This window comes from Pseudomonas sp. WS 5079, assembly GCF_012985465.1.
Taxonomy (GTDB): Bacteria; Pseudomonadota; Gammaproteobacteria; order Pseudomonadales; family Pseudomonadaceae; genus Aquipseudomonas.
Window position 1 is genome coordinate 241,616 of the sequence record NZ_JAAQWN010000006.1, and the last position, 15,718, is coordinate 257,333.

The 15,718-nt window shown below is 62.7% G+C and carries 12 protein-coding genes; 9 read left to right on the forward strand and 3 right to left on the reverse strand.

The window, feature by feature from the left end:
- Positions 1 to 77: 77 nt before the first annotated feature.
- The 9 genes from HBO05_RS17735 to HBO05_RS17775 all read left to right on the forward strand — a co-directional run bounded on the left by HBO05_RS17735 (position 78) and on the right by HBO05_RS17775 (position 11,990).
- Positions 78 to 2,000 carry a putative nucleotidyltransferase substrate binding domain-containing protein gene (locus HBO05_RS17735; protein ID WP_169953746.1) on the forward strand — a complete coding sequence of 641 codons (1,923 nt, stop codon included), beginning with the start codon at positions 78 to 80 and terminating at the stop codon, positions 1,998 to 2,000.
- Positions 1,997 to 2,704: a 3'-5' exonuclease gene (locus HBO05_RS17740; protein WP_172313574.1), complete on the forward strand. Its 708-nt coding sequence runs from the start codon at positions 1,997 to 1,999 to the stop codon at positions 2,702 to 2,704. Before HBO05_RS17735 ends, HBO05_RS17740 begins: the two co-directional genes overlap by 4 nt.
- Positions 2,705 to 2,801: 97 nt before the next feature.
- Complete coding sequence (locus HBO05_RS17745) at positions 2,802 to 3,320, forward strand: RNA polymerase sigma factor (protein WP_169953742.1); 519 nt, start codon at positions 2,802 to 2,804, stop codon at positions 3,318 to 3,320.
- Entirely contained in the window at positions 3,317 to 4,312 is a 996-nt protein-coding gene (locus HBO05_RS17750; RefSeq protein ID WP_172313576.1) for a FecR family protein, read from the forward strand. The genes HBO05_RS17745 and HBO05_RS17750 overlap by 4 nt, the downstream gene beginning before the upstream one ends.
- A 140-nt stretch (positions 4,313 to 4,452) precedes the next feature.
- Positions 4,453 to 7,278, forward strand: a complete 2,826-nt coding sequence (locus HBO05_RS17755) for an acyltransferase domain-containing protein (RefSeq protein ID WP_172313578.1) — start codon at positions 4,453 to 4,455, stop codon at positions 7,276 to 7,278.
- Between the two features lie 146 nt (positions 7,279 to 7,424).
- Positions 7,425 to 9,854: a TonB-dependent siderophore receptor gene (locus tag HBO05_RS17760; RefSeq protein WP_172313580.1), complete on the forward strand. Its 2,430-nt coding sequence runs from the start codon at positions 7,425 to 7,427 to the stop codon at positions 9,852 to 9,854.
- Between the two features lie 62 nt (positions 9,855 to 9,916).
- Positions 9,917 to 11,020, forward strand: a complete 1,104-nt coding sequence (locus tag HBO05_RS17765) for a PepSY-associated TM helix domain-containing protein (protein WP_172313582.1) — start codon at positions 9,917 to 9,919, stop codon at positions 11,018 to 11,020.
- Positions 11,017 to 11,196 (forward strand): hypothetical protein, encoded by a 180-nt coding sequence (locus HBO05_RS17770; protein ID WP_169953736.1) that lies wholly within the window; start codon positions 11,017 to 11,019, stop codon positions 11,194 to 11,196. The genes HBO05_RS17765 and HBO05_RS17770 overlap by 4 nt, the downstream gene beginning before the upstream one ends.
- Positions 11,197 to 11,360: 164 nt before the next feature.
- Positions 11,361 to 11,990 (forward strand): glutathione S-transferase family protein, encoded by a 630-nt coding sequence (locus HBO05_RS17775; protein ID WP_172313584.1) that lies wholly within the window; start codon positions 11,361 to 11,363, stop codon positions 11,988 to 11,990.
- Positions 11,991 to 12,141: 151 nt separating this feature from the next.
- Here HBO05_RS17775 and creD read toward each other — a convergent pair whose 3' ends face one another.
- From creD to creB, 3 genes are read right to left on the reverse strand one after another with little or no spacing between them, the layout of a single operon-like run.
- Positions 12,142 to 13,515: a cell envelope integrity protein CreD gene (gene creD / locus HBO05_RS17780; protein WP_172313586.1), complete on the reverse strand. Its 1,374-nt coding sequence runs from the start codon at positions 13,513 to 13,515 to the stop codon at positions 12,142 to 12,144.
- 51 nt (positions 13,516 to 13,566) lie between these two features.
- The gene (creC, locus tag HBO05_RS17785; RefSeq protein ID WP_170057623.1) at positions 13,567 to 15,006 is read right to left on the reverse strand and encodes a two-component system sensor histidine kinase CreC; all 1,440 of its coding nucleotides are present in this window, start codon (positions 15,004 to 15,006) and stop codon (positions 13,567 to 13,569) included.
- Positions 15,006 to 15,683, reverse strand: coding sequence for a two-component system response regulator CreB (creB, locus tag HBO05_RS17790; protein ID WP_172313588.1), 678 nt, complete (start codon positions 15,681 to 15,683; stop codon positions 15,006 to 15,008). The genes creC and creB overlap by 1 nt, the downstream gene beginning before the upstream one ends.
- Positions 15,684 to 15,718 lie beyond the last annotated feature (35 nt).

The window sequence follows — 15,718 nt, forward strand, 5'->3', positions numbered from 1 at the left end:
CTTACGTCCAATGGGCACCCGCCGCGTGGGGGTCGACCATGAGGGACGATAACGACAAAAAAACTGCGGTCATGGTTATGAGTAAAGCTGATGCTTTCACCCAGGCAGGGAAAACTGCGGTGTTGCAGAACATTCACGGCACCCTGCAATTCCTGCAACGCTTCCCGCCGTTCAACCAAATGGAAAACGCCCACCTGGCGTTTCTGGTGGAACAGTGCCAATTGCGCTTCTATGGCCCCGGCGAGAGCATTCTCAAGCCTTCGGCAGGCCCCGTGGAGCACTTCTACATCGTCAAGCAAGGGCGTGTGGTGGGCGAGCGGCCGGATTCGGCGCAAACCACCTTCGAAATCACCACCGGCGAATGCTTCCCCCTGGCCGCGCTGCTGGGGGAGCGGGCGACCCGCACCGAGCACAAGGCCGCCGAAGATACCTTCTGCCTGCAATTGAACAAGCCGGCCTTTATCAAGCTGTTTGCCCTGTCCAGCCCGTTCCGTGATTTTGCCTTGCGCGGGGTCAGCAGCCTGTTGGACCAGGTCAACCAGCAGGTGCAGCAAAAGGCCGTGGAAACCCTCGGTACCCAATACTCGTTGAACACCCGCTTGGGCGAGTTGGCCATGCGCCACCCGGTGACGTGCAGCCCGCTGACGCCGCTGCGCGAGGCGGTCACGCTGATGCACGAGCAGCAGGTCGGCAGCATCGTGGTGGTCGATGAACACAAGGCGCCCCTGGGGATCTTCACCCTGCGCGACCTGCGCCAGGTGGTCGCCGATGGCACCAGCGACTTCAGCCAGGCCATCGAACAGCACATGACCCAGGCGCCGTTTTTCCTCAGCCCGGATCACAGCGCATTTGATGCCGCGATTGCCATGACCGAACGGCATATCGCCCACGTGTGCCTGGTCAAGGATCGGCGCCTGTGTGGCGTGGTGTCCGAGCGCGATCTGTTTTCCCTGCAACGGGTCGACCTGGTGCACCTGGCGCGTACCATCCGCAACGCGCCCCGGGTCGACAACCTGGTGGCGATCCGTGGCGAAATCGGCCAGTTGGTCGAACGCATGCTGGCCCATGGCGCGTCCTCGACCCAGATCACCCATATCATCACCCTGCTCAACGACCACACGGTGTGCCGGGTCATCGAGCTGAGCATCGCCGACAAGGGCGACCCCGGCGTGCCGTTCAGTTGGCTGTGTTTCGGCAGCGAAGGCCGCCGCGAGCAGACGCTGCACACCGACCAGGACAACGGCATTCTGTTCGACGCCCGTGACGCAGCCCATGCGGCCGAGATTCGCGGCCTGCTGTTGCCGCTGGCGCAGCAGATCAACCAGAGCCTGGCGCTGTGCGGCTTTACCCTGTGCAAGGGCAATATCATGGCCGGCAACCCCGAACTGTGCCTGTCCCGCGCCGAGTGGGCCCGGCGTTTTGCTGCGTTTATCCGCGAGGCGACGCCGGAAAACCTGCTCAAATCCAGCATCTACTTCGACCTGCGGGTGGTGTGGGGCGATGAACAGGGTTGCGAGCAACTGCGCCAGGGCATTCTTGACCAGGTCGCGGACAATCGCCTGTTCCAGCGGATGATGGCCGAGAACGCCTTGCGCCAGCGCCCGCCGGTGGGGCGCTTCCGTGACTTCGTGCTGACGCGCAAGGGCTCGGACAAGGCCACCCTGGACCTCAAGGTGCAGGGTTTGACGCCCTTCGTCGATGGCGCACGCCTGTTGGCCCTGGCTAACGGGATCGCAGCCAACAACACCCTGGAGCGTTTACGCCAACTGGTGGAGCACGAGGTGATCGAACGCCTGGACGGCGCGGCCTATGAAGAGGCCTACCACTTTATCCAGCAAACCCGCATGCAGCAGCACCAGTTGCAGACCCGCGAGAACCAGCCGTACTCCAACCGGGTCGACCCCGACAGCCTCAACCATCTGGACCGGCGCATCCTGCGTGAATCCCTGCGCCAGGCCCAGCGCCTGCAAAGCAGCCTGGCCCTGAGGTATCAACTGTGAGCCTGTTCAGTTGGCTGCGCCCTGCGCGGCCGGGCCTGGATGCCGGTCAACAGGCGCGCCTGCAACACCTGGCTGCCCCCAAGGCGCTCGGCGAACACAGCTTGCGCGAGCAGCGCTGGGTCGTCCTCGACCTGGAAACCAGCGGCCTGAACCTCAATCGTGACCTGGTGCTGTCGATTGGCGCGGTGGTCATTGAAGACGGTGCCATCGACTTTTCCCAGCAGTTCGAACGCACCCTGCTACGGGCTCAAACCAAACTCAGCCCCAGCGTACTGATCCACGGCCTCGGCCCCAGTGCGATCGCCGCCGGTTGCGATCCGGCCGAGGCGTTGCTGGACTTCATGGATTTTGTCGGCGACAGCCCGCTGCTGGCGTTCCATGCCCCGTTCGACCAACACATGCTTGGGCGCGCGCTCAAGGACAGCCTGGGGTACCGCCTGGCTCATCCATTCCTCGACGTGGCGGACCTGGCGCCGCTGCTGTGCCCGCAGGCGCATATTCGCGAAGCGGGCCTGGATGACTGGGTCGGCCATTTCAACCTGCAAGTCGGCGAACGCCATCACGCCAGCGCCGACGCCCTGGCCACCGCTGAATTGATGTTGATTCTGTTCAGCCGCGCCCGCCAGCAGGGGCTGGACAGCCCGGCGGCACTGCAACAGCGCCTGAGCCAATGGAAACGCCGCAAGCAGGCCCCCTCCCTATAGGAAGCATCACCCGACCAACGCCAATTGCACCCATCCGCTGCCTCTGCCACAATCGCGAATAATTCTCGTTAGTTTAAACATCTCGATTGGTGATGCCTTGTCGTCAGCCCAAAGTCCCCACAGTGAGCTTGTTGGCACGTTGTACCGTGACCATCGCGGCTGGCTGCTGGCATGGCTGCGGCGCAACGTGGCCTGCCCCAGTCGGGCCGAAGACCTCAGCCAGGACACCTTCATGCGCCTGCTGGGCCGTGAAGAACTGCGCGAACCCCGCGAGCCCCGGGCGTTCCTGGTGGCCATCGCCAAGGGCCTGTTGTTCGACTATTTCCGCCGCGCCGCGCTGGAACAGGCCTACCTCAGCGAACTGATGCTGCTTCCGGAAAGCGAACACCCGTCCCCAGAAGAACAGCACCTGATCCTCGAAGACCTCAAGGCCATCGACCGCCTGCTCGGCAAACTCTCCAGCAAGGCCCGCGCCGCCTTCCTCTATAACCGTCTCGATGGCCTGGGCCACGCCGAAATCGCCCAGCGCCTGGGGGTTTCCGTGCCACGGGTGCGCCAGTACCTGGCCCAGGGTATTCGCCAGTGCTACATCGCGCTGTATGGCGAGCCGCTGTGACTCAGATCAGTTCCAAACCGGTTTCGGCACGAGTGCTGGATGCTGCGATAGCCTGGCAACTGTCCCTGGATTCCGGGAATCGCAGCGCCGTAGAGCAGGAAGAATTCAATAAGTGGCTGGCCAGCAGCGATGAACATGCCCGTGCCTGGCGCCAACTGGGCATGCTCGACCAGCGCTTCAGTGTGGCCAGCGGCCCGGCGCGGGCGGCGTTGCTGCAATCGCGCGAAAGTATCCGCCGCCGGGTGCGCAAGCTCGGCAGTGGCCTGGCCAGTGTGGTGCTGATCTGCGGCCTGGCGCTGTTCGCCGGCCAGCGCTACGCGCCCCTCGACTATTGGCTGGCCGACCAACGCACCGCCACCGGCGAACAACGCACCCTGAAACTGGCCGATGGCACGCTGATCAACCTCAATACCCACAGCGCCATTGATGTGCGCTTTGACGAAAAGCGCCGGGTGATTGTGTTGCAGGACGGCGAGATTCTCGTAGAGACCGGCCATAACGACGCGCGCCCCTTTTTCGTCCAGACCCGCGACGGCAGCCTGCGCGCCCTGGGTACGCGGTTTATCGTCAAGCGCGAGGACGACGGAACGCGGCTCAGCGTGTTGCAGTCGGCCGTCGCGGCGCAGCCCGAGGCGGTACAGCAGGAGCAGGTGTTCAAGGAAGGCCAGCAGGTGCTGATGCGCCATGACGGCCTTGGCCCGTTGCTAGCCGTCAGCCCCGGCACCGACGCCTGGACCCGCGGCATGCTGGTGGTCGACAACGCGCGGCTGGCGGATGTGGTCGAGGAACTGTCGCGCTATCGCACCGGCTACCTGGGCGTGGACAAAAACGTCGCCGACCTGCGCATCACCGGCAGCTTCCCGCTGCACGACACCGACCTGGCCTTGAATGCCCTGCTGCCGACTTTGCCGGTGCAGATCCAGCAGCGTACGCCATGGTGGGTAAACGTGGCCGCCGGGCCCGCGCCAGGCGGCTCTGCTAGTAACAACTGAATAAAGACAATTTCGAAAAAGTCCAAAAAACTGTCATTTTTCACAGGTTATGAACACTACCTTTTGCCATCCAATAAGCCTTCGCTTTGCCGGCAACCCGCTGGCTAAAGCGTTTCTGTTAGGCCAACGAGGATGGACCCATGTCAACCCAACTCAATGTTTACCGTCAGAACTATGTCTTTGGCTTTCCTGGCCAAGGCAGCGACCCCTGTGGCGCTTTGGCAGAGTTGTATCAGTGCGTTCCCCAAGCGCGGGAGCAAATTGACGCGACCCTGGCGATCATCGAACACCAGGCGGCCCAATACGAGCCAGATCCGCACCCTGGATTAGTGACCCAGGTTCTGCTGACCCATGATCACGCACTCCCCCTGCCTTCCGGCGTTGCCCAGTTGGCGCTATATGGCGCAGCGGTGGTACTCAATCAATTGCTCCAGGCGGCAGGTGTGGTCCCTGCCCTGATCGTTGCGCAAAGTTTCGGCGAAATTGCGGCCAGGGTCTGTGGCGGCGTGCTCGACATTGCGCAGGGGGCACGCGCGGTGTGCGCTCTCAATGCCGCCTACCGCGACGAGGAGGGCCGAGGCAGCATGCTGCTGATCAACCTTTCGGCGCCGGCCACCCAAGCACTGCTGGACCGCTTCCCCGAGCGCAACCTGGTACTGGGCTCGGTCAACGCACCGGCGCAATGCATCATCAGCGGCGAGACGGCAGACCTTGCGCACCTGCGTGCCCACCATGACGGCAACGCGCCGCCCTTGCGCCCGATCCCCATCGCGTACGCTTCCCACTACCCCCCTCACCTGGAAGTTGCCCGCAAGCTCTACGAAAACCTGCAGCCCCTGATACCCCAGCCGTTCCATACACCGATCTACTCCACCGTACTGGGGCGCCGCTACGAACCCGAGGATGACCTGCACCACATGTTTACCCGGGGTGTCACGCAGCCGACCAACCTGCCCCACACCTTGGCGCAGCTGCCGACGGACGAACACACCGTGTTTATCGACCTCGGGGTGAACAACGGCCTGTCCACGTGCATACACAAGAGCTTGCCCGATGCACAGGTCTACGCGCCGCTGGCACAACCCATCGAAATCCTGCGCCTGTTGCTGACCAAGACACCCCTCGAACACGAAGCGATCATGGCCCTGCGCGGCCTGGCCAATGGCCCGGTCGATGCCCAGGTTCACGCACACATGGCGAAAATCTTCCGCGACCCTGAACTGCGCCCCCGCGCCAACCAGAGCTTTCACGACGGCCACCGCCATACCTACCAGCGCTTGCAGCACCTGATGCGGCAACTGCCCGAAGGCATTCACGGGTTTGCACAACCGCAGTTACTGATGGCCGTGGCCTCTCACGCGGCGATCAACGACCCCTCGCTTTTTATGGGCTGCGTGATTCAGCAAGGGCTTTGCATCGGCACACTCCTGGCGTTCGAACAGGATCACCCGCACGCTGCGCAGTGGCGACATCAACTGGAAACCGGCACGAGACTTGGGGTGTACGCACTGACTGAGATAGGTCGCAGCAACTCCCATATGGGGGCCTGTGTCGAAGCAGTATTCGCCCCCCAAACCCGCACGTTTGTGCTGAACACGCCAAACAAAGCGGCGCTGAAATTCGCCAACGTCGGCATCAATAACCTGGACAAGATGGGCGTGGTGTTTGCCCAGGTAACCGTGCAGGGCCAGGCCTGTGGCGTGTTCGCGTTTGTACTGCCACTGAGTGACGCCAAGGGCCCGCGCCCAGGGGTTTGCATGTCGTCGCCGGCGGAGATTCGCGCAGTGCCGCTCGATTATGGCCTGGCAAGCTTTGACCGGGTGCGCCTACCGTTCGACGCGTGGCTGTGCGATGGTGCCTCGATCGACGCGGCCAATCACTTCCACGACCCATTGGGCAGCACCGACCGCCGCCTGATTCGCTCACTGTTTGCGCCCAAAAATGTCTGGGCCATGGTCGGTATCGGCTTGAGTTCGGTGATGCTGGCCTGTGCAACCCTGGCCCTGACCCATGCCAACCGGCGCACCACCCAGGCGCGGATCGGCAACGGCACCGGCTTGCTGGCTTTTCGTACCCAACGCCGTGCGCTGTTCGGCTGCCTGGCCACGGCCTACGTCATGAAGTGCTTTGCCAATGACTCCGCGCGCCTGTGGATCGAAGGCACGGCCAGCCAGGCATCGCTGCAGACCACCGGCAGCGGCGACGTGACGTGGACCCCATGGGCCGCCATCAGCCAGACCCTGGCCCTGACCAAGGCCCTCTGCGCCCCTGCCGCCGAGGCGCTGGCCACCGAATGCCGATTGCGCTGCGGAGTGGCCGGCGCGCTCAACCTCAATCGCTTCGCCGACTACGAAGGCATGGCCAAGATCTACCAGGATGCCGGTGGCAATAATCGCATGATCCTGTTGGACGCAGCCAAGGTCCTGATCGGTCAGCCCTTGGACGAACCCACCCGGCCAGACCCACAAGGCGCACTGGATGATGCCGCGTACTGGCAGGCCATGGCGCACACCCTGGAGTATCGCTTGCTCAAGCAAGTGGCCGAACATGTCGCCCAGCATAGCGGCGAGGGTGAGGACGACATGCAGGTATGGAACTCGCAATTGATGATCGTTGCCCGCGCGGGTGAGGCCTACGCCCAGCGCCTGGCCATCGAGAGCGCGGTGCAGGCGAGCCACTCGCTGCCCCAGGGCCTGGCCAGGGAACTGGGTAGCGCGTTGTGCGGGATGTATGTGCTGGAATACCTGAATAAACACGCCGCCTGGTTTATCAGCGAAGGCCTTATGGACATTGCGCGCTACCGCGCCCTTGAGGAGCGCCTTGATGCGTTGAGCGATTACCTGGCCGCGCACGTTGAGCTATTGATTGAGGCGTTCGGCCATGGCGAGGCCACCCGCGCGGCAATCGCCGATACAGCGCCATACCCCGATGCACTGGCCAACAAACTGCAGTGGGCCGTCGGCTGAAAAACCCCGCTATCCTGAGCCTTGAGGGCCATGCATTACGAAGAGTTGTGAGCATTCACAGATTTATTTTCACTTGGCCCTATCACTTTTTGATTCTCGTCCGGCACCTAGGCAATTGAGAAATATTTCCATTCCGGAGCCGCCCTATGTCCCGCACACTAGACACCTTGTTGCGCCCCAGCCTGCTAGCCGTGGCGATCGCCCTCAGCGCCCCGCTGGCCAGTACTGCGCTGATCGCCGCCGAACAGGCATCCAGCGTGCGTGCCTACAACCTGCCGGCCGCACCGTTGGCCAGCACCCTGAACCAGATCGCCAGCCAGGCCGGCCTCGCGCTGACCCTCAGCCCGGCACTGGCCGCCGGCAAGACCTCGGCCCCGGTCAAGGGCCAGTTCGATGCCCCGGGCGCACTGCGCGAGGCCTTGCGTGGCACTGGGTTGCAGCTGGAGCAAAGCAGCGCGGGCACCTACAGCCTGGTAGCGATTCCAGAGGGTGTGGTGTCGTTGCCGCAGACCAATATCACCGGGCAGGGGAATTACGAGAGCGCGTGGGGGCCGGTGGAGGGTTATGTGGCTACGCGTACGGCGGCTGGGACCAAGACCGATACAGCCCTGGTAGAAGCACCTCGCTCGATTTCCGTCGCCACCCGCCAGCAAATGCAGGATCGCAACGTGCAGAACCTGGATGACGCGGTCAAGTACATGCCTGGCATCGTGTCCGCCAGCTACGGCAGTGACACCCGCTATGACTGGATGCGCGTACGTGGCTTCGAACCCACCCATTTCCTCGATGGCCTGCCATTGCCACGTGGCGTGTACGCCAACCCGAAAGCGGAAACCTGGAACCTCGACCGCCTCGCCCTGCTGCGTGGCCCGGCTTCGTCGGTCTACGGCCAGACCCCGCCAGGCGGTCTGCTGGATATGGTCAGCCGGCGCCCCAGCGCGGAATCGAGCAATGCCATCCAGGTGCAATACGGCAGCGACAACTACCGCCAGATCAACTTCGCCAGCACCGGCAAGATCGATGATGACGGCCAGTTCCTCTATGGCCTCAGTGGCGTGGTGCGCGACGCCGGCACCCAGGTCGATCACATCGACAACAAGCGCTACAACATTGCGCCCAGCCTGACCTGGAACATCGACACCGATACCAAGCTGACCCTGCTCTCGCAGTTCACTCGCGACGATACCGGCACCACCAGCCAGTTCCTGCCGATCGTGGGCACCAAGATCAAGTCGCCGCTGGGCGACGTCTCCCACCACAAGAACCTGGGTGACCCGGACTACGAGTTCTACGACCGTACCTACTACGCCTTGGGCTACGCCTTTGAACACCGTTTCAACGATACCTGGCAGTTCAAGCAAAACCTGCGTTATACCAAGTCGGAGCTGTCGTTCCAGCAACTGACCGTGGGCTCTTACTTCTACGCTCCGGTGGACGCCGAGGGCAACATCAGCCGCTCCTCGACCAATGTGGACGAGGACATCGCGCAGTTTGCAGTGGACAACAATTTCCAGGCTGACTTCGCTACCGGCAATATCAACCACACTGTGCTGATCGGCCTGGATCATCAGCGCACTAACTCCTCCTATCTGTCCATTTTCGGCGGCGCCGGCACAGTTAACATCTACAAGCCGGTTTATGGGCAGCCAATTGAGCGCCCGGCGCGCAAAGATGCGTACTACGACTACGACCAGAAAACCGTCCAGACCGGCCTCTACGTGCAAGACCAGATGGCCCTGGACCAATGGCGCCTGACCCTGGGCGGCCGTGAAGACTGGGTGCATCAAGGCACCACGTACCTCAACAAGAGCGACGCGACCAACACCGACCGCAGCAAGAACTTCAGTGGCAACGCGGCACTGAGTTATGTGTTCGACTCGGGTTTTGTACCGTACCTGTCCTACGCCGAATCATTCCAGCCAGCGAGCAACGCCAGCGTCGACCCGGTCAAGTCGTACAAACCTACCGAAGGCAAGCAGTGGGAACTGGGGGTCAAGTATCAGCCACCTGGCTCCAATACCCTGCTTAGCGCGGCGGTGTATGACCTGACCCAGAAAAACGTGCTGGTCACCCGATTCGGCTCGGCTGGCGAGTCGATCACCGACCAGGCCGGCGAAGTGAAGGTCAAGGGCCTGGAACTGGAAGCGGTGTCTGACGTGACCGAGAACCTCAAGGTCATCGCTGCCTACACCCTGGCCAAATCCGAAGTGCAAACAGGCATCTACAAAGGCAACCGCCTGCAACTGATACCCAACCAGCAAGCCTCCCTGTGGACCGACTACACCTGGCACGATGGCGTGCTCGACGGTTTCGGCATTGGCGCTGGCGCCCGCTACACCGGCAACACCTATGGCGACCAGGGCAACACCTGGCTGGGCAAGGCCGATGCCTACACCGTGTTCGATGCGTCGGTGCATTACGATCTCGGCCGCCTGGACAACAGCCTCAAGGGTGCCTCGGTGAAACTGAACGCCACCAACCTGTTCGACAAGCAGTACATCTCCACCTGTGATGCGTCCTACTGCTACTACGGTGATCAACGCAGCGTCGTCGCCAGTGCCACTTACCAGTGGTAATCGGCTGAGTTAACAACCAGGCCGCCCCGTGGGGCGGCTTTGGTGTGTCTGAAGGCTATGAAATGAAAAGCACAACCATCCGCCGCTGGTCCTTCATCCACACCTGGACCAGCCTGATCTGCACCGTGTTCCTGCTGATGCTGGCGCTGACCGGGCTGCCGCTGATCTTTCACCACGAGATCGATCACCTGCTGGGCAATGAACCCGAGCTCAAGCAGATGCCGGCCGATACCCCGCAGCTCAATCTCGAGCAACTGGTGGCCAAGGCCCAGGCCCATCGCCCTAGCGAGGCCATGCAGTACCTGGCCTGGGACGAAGACGACAAGAACGGTGTGATTGCGATCATGGCGGCCACCGCCGGGACCGAGCCCAATTCGTCCCACACCTTTATGCTCGACGCGCGCACCGGCGAAAGTGTGGAGATGCCGTCGGCCAACGGCGGCTTGACGATGTTCCTGCTGCGCCTGCATGTGGATATGTTCGCCGGGCTGCCGGGCAAATTGCTGCTGGCGTTCATGGGGGTGCTGTTTGTGCTGGCGATTGTTTCCGGCACGGTGTTGTACCTGCCGTTCATGCGGCGCTTGAAGTTCGCCACGGTGCGCCAGGACAAGTCCACGCGCCTGCGTTGGCTGGACCTGCATAACCTGATCGGTGTCGTCACCCTGACCTGGGCGCTGGTGGTGGGCGTCACCGGGGTGATCAGCGCCTGCGCCGACCTGATCATCGCCGCGTGGCGCAGCGACAGCCTCACCGCGATGATCGAGCCCTACAAGAACGCGCCGCCGCTGACCTTGCGTGCGCCGGCCACCAACCTGCTGAACATCGCCGAACAAGTCGCACCGGGCATGACCCCAGATTTTATTGCGTTCCCTGGCACGCGGTTTTCCAGCGAGCATCACTACGCGGTATTCATGAAAGGCAGCACGCACCTGACCTCGCACCTGCTGACCCCGGTGCTGATCGACGCCAGCGACCTGAGCGTCACCGCCGTGGCCGAGCGGCCGTGGTACATGGACGCCATGGGCATGTCCCAGCCCCTGCACTTTGGCGACTATGGCGGCATGCCGATGAAAATCCTCTGGGCGGTGCTGGATGTGCTGACCATCATCGTGTTGGGCAGCGGTGTGTACCTGTGGTGGGTGCGGCGCAAGGCGGCCAAGCCATGAGGCCCCGGCAGTCGAATTTCTGGAAGGTGTTCGGGGTGCCCTTGGTGATCGGGCTGCTCAGTGCTGCCGGGTTGTTTGCGGCGTTGCTGGGGGATGGGGGTTGGGATTCCCTCAGCTGGCTTGGGCTGGGGATCCCGGCGGCAATCGGTGTCTGGGGGTTGCTGCGGCGGCCGTGAGGACGCCATCGCAGGCAAGCCAGCTCCCCCACTTTGATGTGCGAATACCGTCCAATGTGGGAGCTGGCTTGCCTGCGATGAGGCCCGCAAAAACAACCGAGATCCCCCTCGCCAGTCACCTCGCAACTGTCTAGTCTATGGCCGACCCTTTCCGAGGATTGCCCATGTTCGCGCCCAGCATGACCTTGTTCCACAACCCCGCTTCGCCGTTTGTCCGCAAAGTTTTGGTGCTGCTCCACGAAACCGGCCAGCAAGAGCGGGTTGCCCTGGAGACCGTGCTGGTCACGCCGGTCAACCCGATCACCGCGTTGAACGAGGGCAACCCCCTGGGCAAGATCCCGGCCCTGCGCCTGGCCGATGGCAATGTGTTGCACGACAGCCGGGTGATCCTCGACTACTTCGACCACCAGCACGTCGGCAACCCGCTGATCCCCCGCGACGGCTCGGCCCGCTGGCGCCGCCTGACCCTGGCCTCGACGGCCGATGGGATCATGGACGCGGCGGTGTTGGTACGCTATGAAACCGCCCTGCGCCCGGCCGACAAACACTGGGACAGCTGGCTGCAGGAGCAGCGCAACAAAATCCGCCGCGCCCTGGCCGAGTTGGAACAGGACGCCATCGCTGAGCTGGCCAGCTATTTCGACATCGCCGCCATCAGCGTCGCCTGCGCCCTGGCGTACCTGGACTTTCGCCACCCGGACCTGCGCTGGCGTTCAAGCAATCCCAAACTGGCTACCTGGTACGCCGAGGTCAGTCAGCGGCCTTCGATGTTGGCGACCCAGCCGCCGGCCTGAGTGGTGCCTCCCTTGTAGGAGCGAGCTGGCTCGCGAAGGTATTCCAGGCGCATTGTCGAGGGGGAGGCACGCCCGCTCCAAGGGTCGGGCAGCAATGCCCTGATCATCGCCACCAGCTCTCCCCTCTCCCGCTGATCCTCACGTAAGCCGATCATTGCACCGCCTCCAGGTCAAACGCCAACGGCTCGGCCACCTTGCGTTTGCCCACGCCATACCAGTCCAGTTTGCGCGTCAGGACCATCACCGTGCCCAGCAGCCCGAACAGCAACAACGAGCCCATCAGCAGCGCGTAGTCCTCGGCGCTCAACAACCCGTACAGCAAGCCATACAGCGCCGCCAACCCCGCCGAGAACCCCAGGCCGTGGGCCACGCTGCGCAGCACATGGCACACATAAAAACCGATCAACAACACACAGGCACTGGCCGAAATCAGGTACGCCAGGGCAAAGCCGATATGCTCGGACAGCGACAACAGCAGCAGGTAGAAAAACGCCAGGGCCACCCCCACCAACGCGTACTGGATCGGGTGTACCGCCAGGCTCTTGAGCACTTCGAACAGGAAGAAGCCGGCGAATGTCAGGGCGATAAACAGCAGCGCATATTTGATCGCGCGATCGCTCTTGAGGTACTGGTCCACCGGGTCGATAAAGTTCACGCCGAAGCTGCGCTGGTTGAAGTCCTCGCAGCGACTGCCGACCACACAGCCTCCCAGTGATTCTTCAAGGTTGGTGGAGAAAAACGAGGTCTGCCAGCTGGCGCTAAAACCTTGGTCGTTGATCTCGCGCTGCACCGGCAGGAAGTTGCCGACGAAGCTTGGATGGGGCCAGTTGGAGGCCAGCTTGACCTTACTGGTCTTGCCCACCGGCAGCACCAGCAGTTGTTCGGTACCTTGCAGCCGCAGGTCGAACGCGAAGTCCAGCGGCGCGGGGTTCTTGCTGTCCTGGGCGGGCAACGGTACATGCACGCCAGCGCCAAGGAAGCTCACCTGGGTGCCCGGGGCAAACTCCAGGCGCTGGCTGCCCAGCTCCAGTTTCAGGGCGTTTTCAATGCCGCGGATATCGCTGATACTGACCGCCAAAAATGCCTGGCCAAACGTGTAATCGGCAAAGTCCTCCTTGATGCCCATCTGCGCCGGCAGCACAAAGCGGCCGCTGATGCGGTTGTCGGCATGGAACAGCCGCGCCTGGTAGATCCCCCGGGCGCGCAGTTCGGTTTGTACCTTGCCGTCGAGTTCGAACTGCTCCGGCAGGAAGTACAGGCGGCCATCTTCTTCGCTGAGCACTTCATAGCGTTTGTTGAGTTTTTCGTTGAGCTTCCACTCACGCACGGTCTTGCGATACGGCACCACCATCAACGGCCCGCTGACCTGCTGGCTGTAGCTGGAGCTGCGGGCAATGTCCATCAAGACGCCGTCGCGCAGTTCCTGGCGGTCGTTGATGATGCCGTTGATCATCAGCAACGGAATCAGCAATAGCAGGATCAGCAGCGCAATGGCGCCCAGTTTGAATAGCAGGCTGCGGTTCATGGGTCTCTCCCTGTTTTGATGGGGAGAGTGTGGCGGCGGCCTGTGGGGGATTTATGAGGGCAATGTGGAGACTGTGTGGAGATGCAGCACCACTTGCACGCCACCCGGGACGTTGCCGATCTGCAATGAGCCGCCGTGCAGCTTCACTACTTCTTCGACAAAATTCAGGCCCAGGCCGGTGCTTTTGCGCCCGCTGGCCGGGCGCGGCAGGGAGTAGAAGCGCTCGCTCAGGCGTGGCAGCGCGTATTCGGGGATCGGTGCAGCCTGGTTGAACAAGCACACATCCACATCGTGATGCCGCACCTGGGCGCTAAAGCGCAGAGTGCCGCCTGGCGGGGTAAAGTCCAGGGCGTTTTCCAGCAGGTTGCCCAAGGCCTGGCGCAGTAAAAACGGCTCGCCATACAGCTTCACATCCGCTTCGATCAGGCGCTCGACCTGCAACCCGGCCTGTTCGATCCGCGCGCATTGCGCCTTGAGGACTTCATCGACCAAGGCGGCCAACGGTACCGGGACTTGCTGCTCCAGCCCCTGGCGCTGCTCGACCTGTGCCAGGTTCAGCAGGCGCTCGATCAACTGCTGCAAGCGCGCGCTTTCGCTGGCGATATTGCCGACAAACCGCTGTTGCTGGGCGACAGTCATTTCCCCCTGCAACAACTCCGCCGCGCCGCGAATCGCCGCCAACGGGCTTTTCAGTTCGTGGGTCAGAGTGTGCACGTAACGCTCGACGTAGGCCTTGCCCTCCAGTTGCGTGCGCATGTGCTCCACAGCGGTGGACAACTGCGCCAGTTCACCGCCGCGATAATGCGGCAACTCGGCGCGCCGCCCCTCGCTGACCGCCTGGGCATAGGTGGTCAGGCGGCGTAGCGCAGCACTCAACCACCATGACAGCAACGCCCCCAGCAACAAGCCCAGCGCCACCAGGCCGGCGCCGTACCACAGCAGGCGGCGCTCGGTGCGGTCGACATAGGGCTGTAGCGAACTGTTGGGCTTGGCCACGGTAACGGCGCCGATGATCTGCCCGTTATCGCGGATCGGCGCGCCGACATGCATCACCGACGACGCCGGGTCATCGGCATCGCTGCGGGTCGAGCGGGCGCCGTACTCACCACGCAGGGTCAGGTACACGTCGTTCCATTTCGAGTAGTCCTGGCCCACGGCTGTACCTGCCGAGTCCAGCAGCACAACGCCCCTGGCGTCGGTCACATAGATACGGTGGTTGACCTGATTCTTCGCCAGCCCCCAGATCGTCGCGCCCGGCTGGCGCTCGCCGTAGGCCTTGAGCACGGTAGGCCAGTGGCTTTGGCCGAGGGTGCCGTTTTTCACATCGTCACGCAGGATTTCCGCCAGCAGGTTGGCGGTATCTACCAGGGTTTCCTCGGTGGACTGACGCACGCCGGGGCGGATTTCCTTCATCACCGTGTTGAGCACAAAGTAGCCGGTGAGGCCGATAAACAGTGCATACACCAGGAAAATCCGCAGCCCCATGCGCATCAGGCGTGGCTCGGGCTGTAGCTGTAGCCCAGGCCCCGATGGGTCTGGATCGGCTCGGCCTCGGCGGCCACGCCACGCAACTTGCTGCGCAGGCTTTTGATATGGCTGTCGATATTGCGCTCGTAGCCGGCATCGGCGGCCACGCCGACGGCATCCAGCAGTTGCTCGCGGCTGAATACCCGCCCGGGCTGTTCCAGCAGGCAGTTGAGCAGGCGGAACTCATGCCGGGTCAGGCCCAGCAACTGGCCGCGATAGTGGATCTGCACCCGCTCGTGGTCCACCTGGAACAGGCCGCCGCTGGCCGGCGCTGCCACCGGTGCCACGCGCTTTAAGATCGCCTTGACCCGCGCCGCCACTTCCCGCGGGCTGAAGGGCTTGACCACATAATCATCCGCGCCGATTTCCAGGCCCACCACACGGTCGATTTCACCGTCGCGGGCACTGAGGAACATCACCGGTACTTCACTGAAGCGGCGCAGTTGCTTGCAGGTTTCAAAACCGCTGATGTCCGGCAGGCCGATGTCGAGGATCAGCAGATCGGCCGGGGTTTGGCGTTGATGCTCCAGCGCCGCCTGGCCGAGGGTCAGCCAGGTGGTGGTAAAGCCTTCGCCTTGCAGGGCAAAAATCAGCGTATCGGCTATGGCCGCTTCGTCTTCGACAATCAGGATATGAGGCATGGCGTCCGAGCACTGGGAGCTAAAGGTGAACGGTG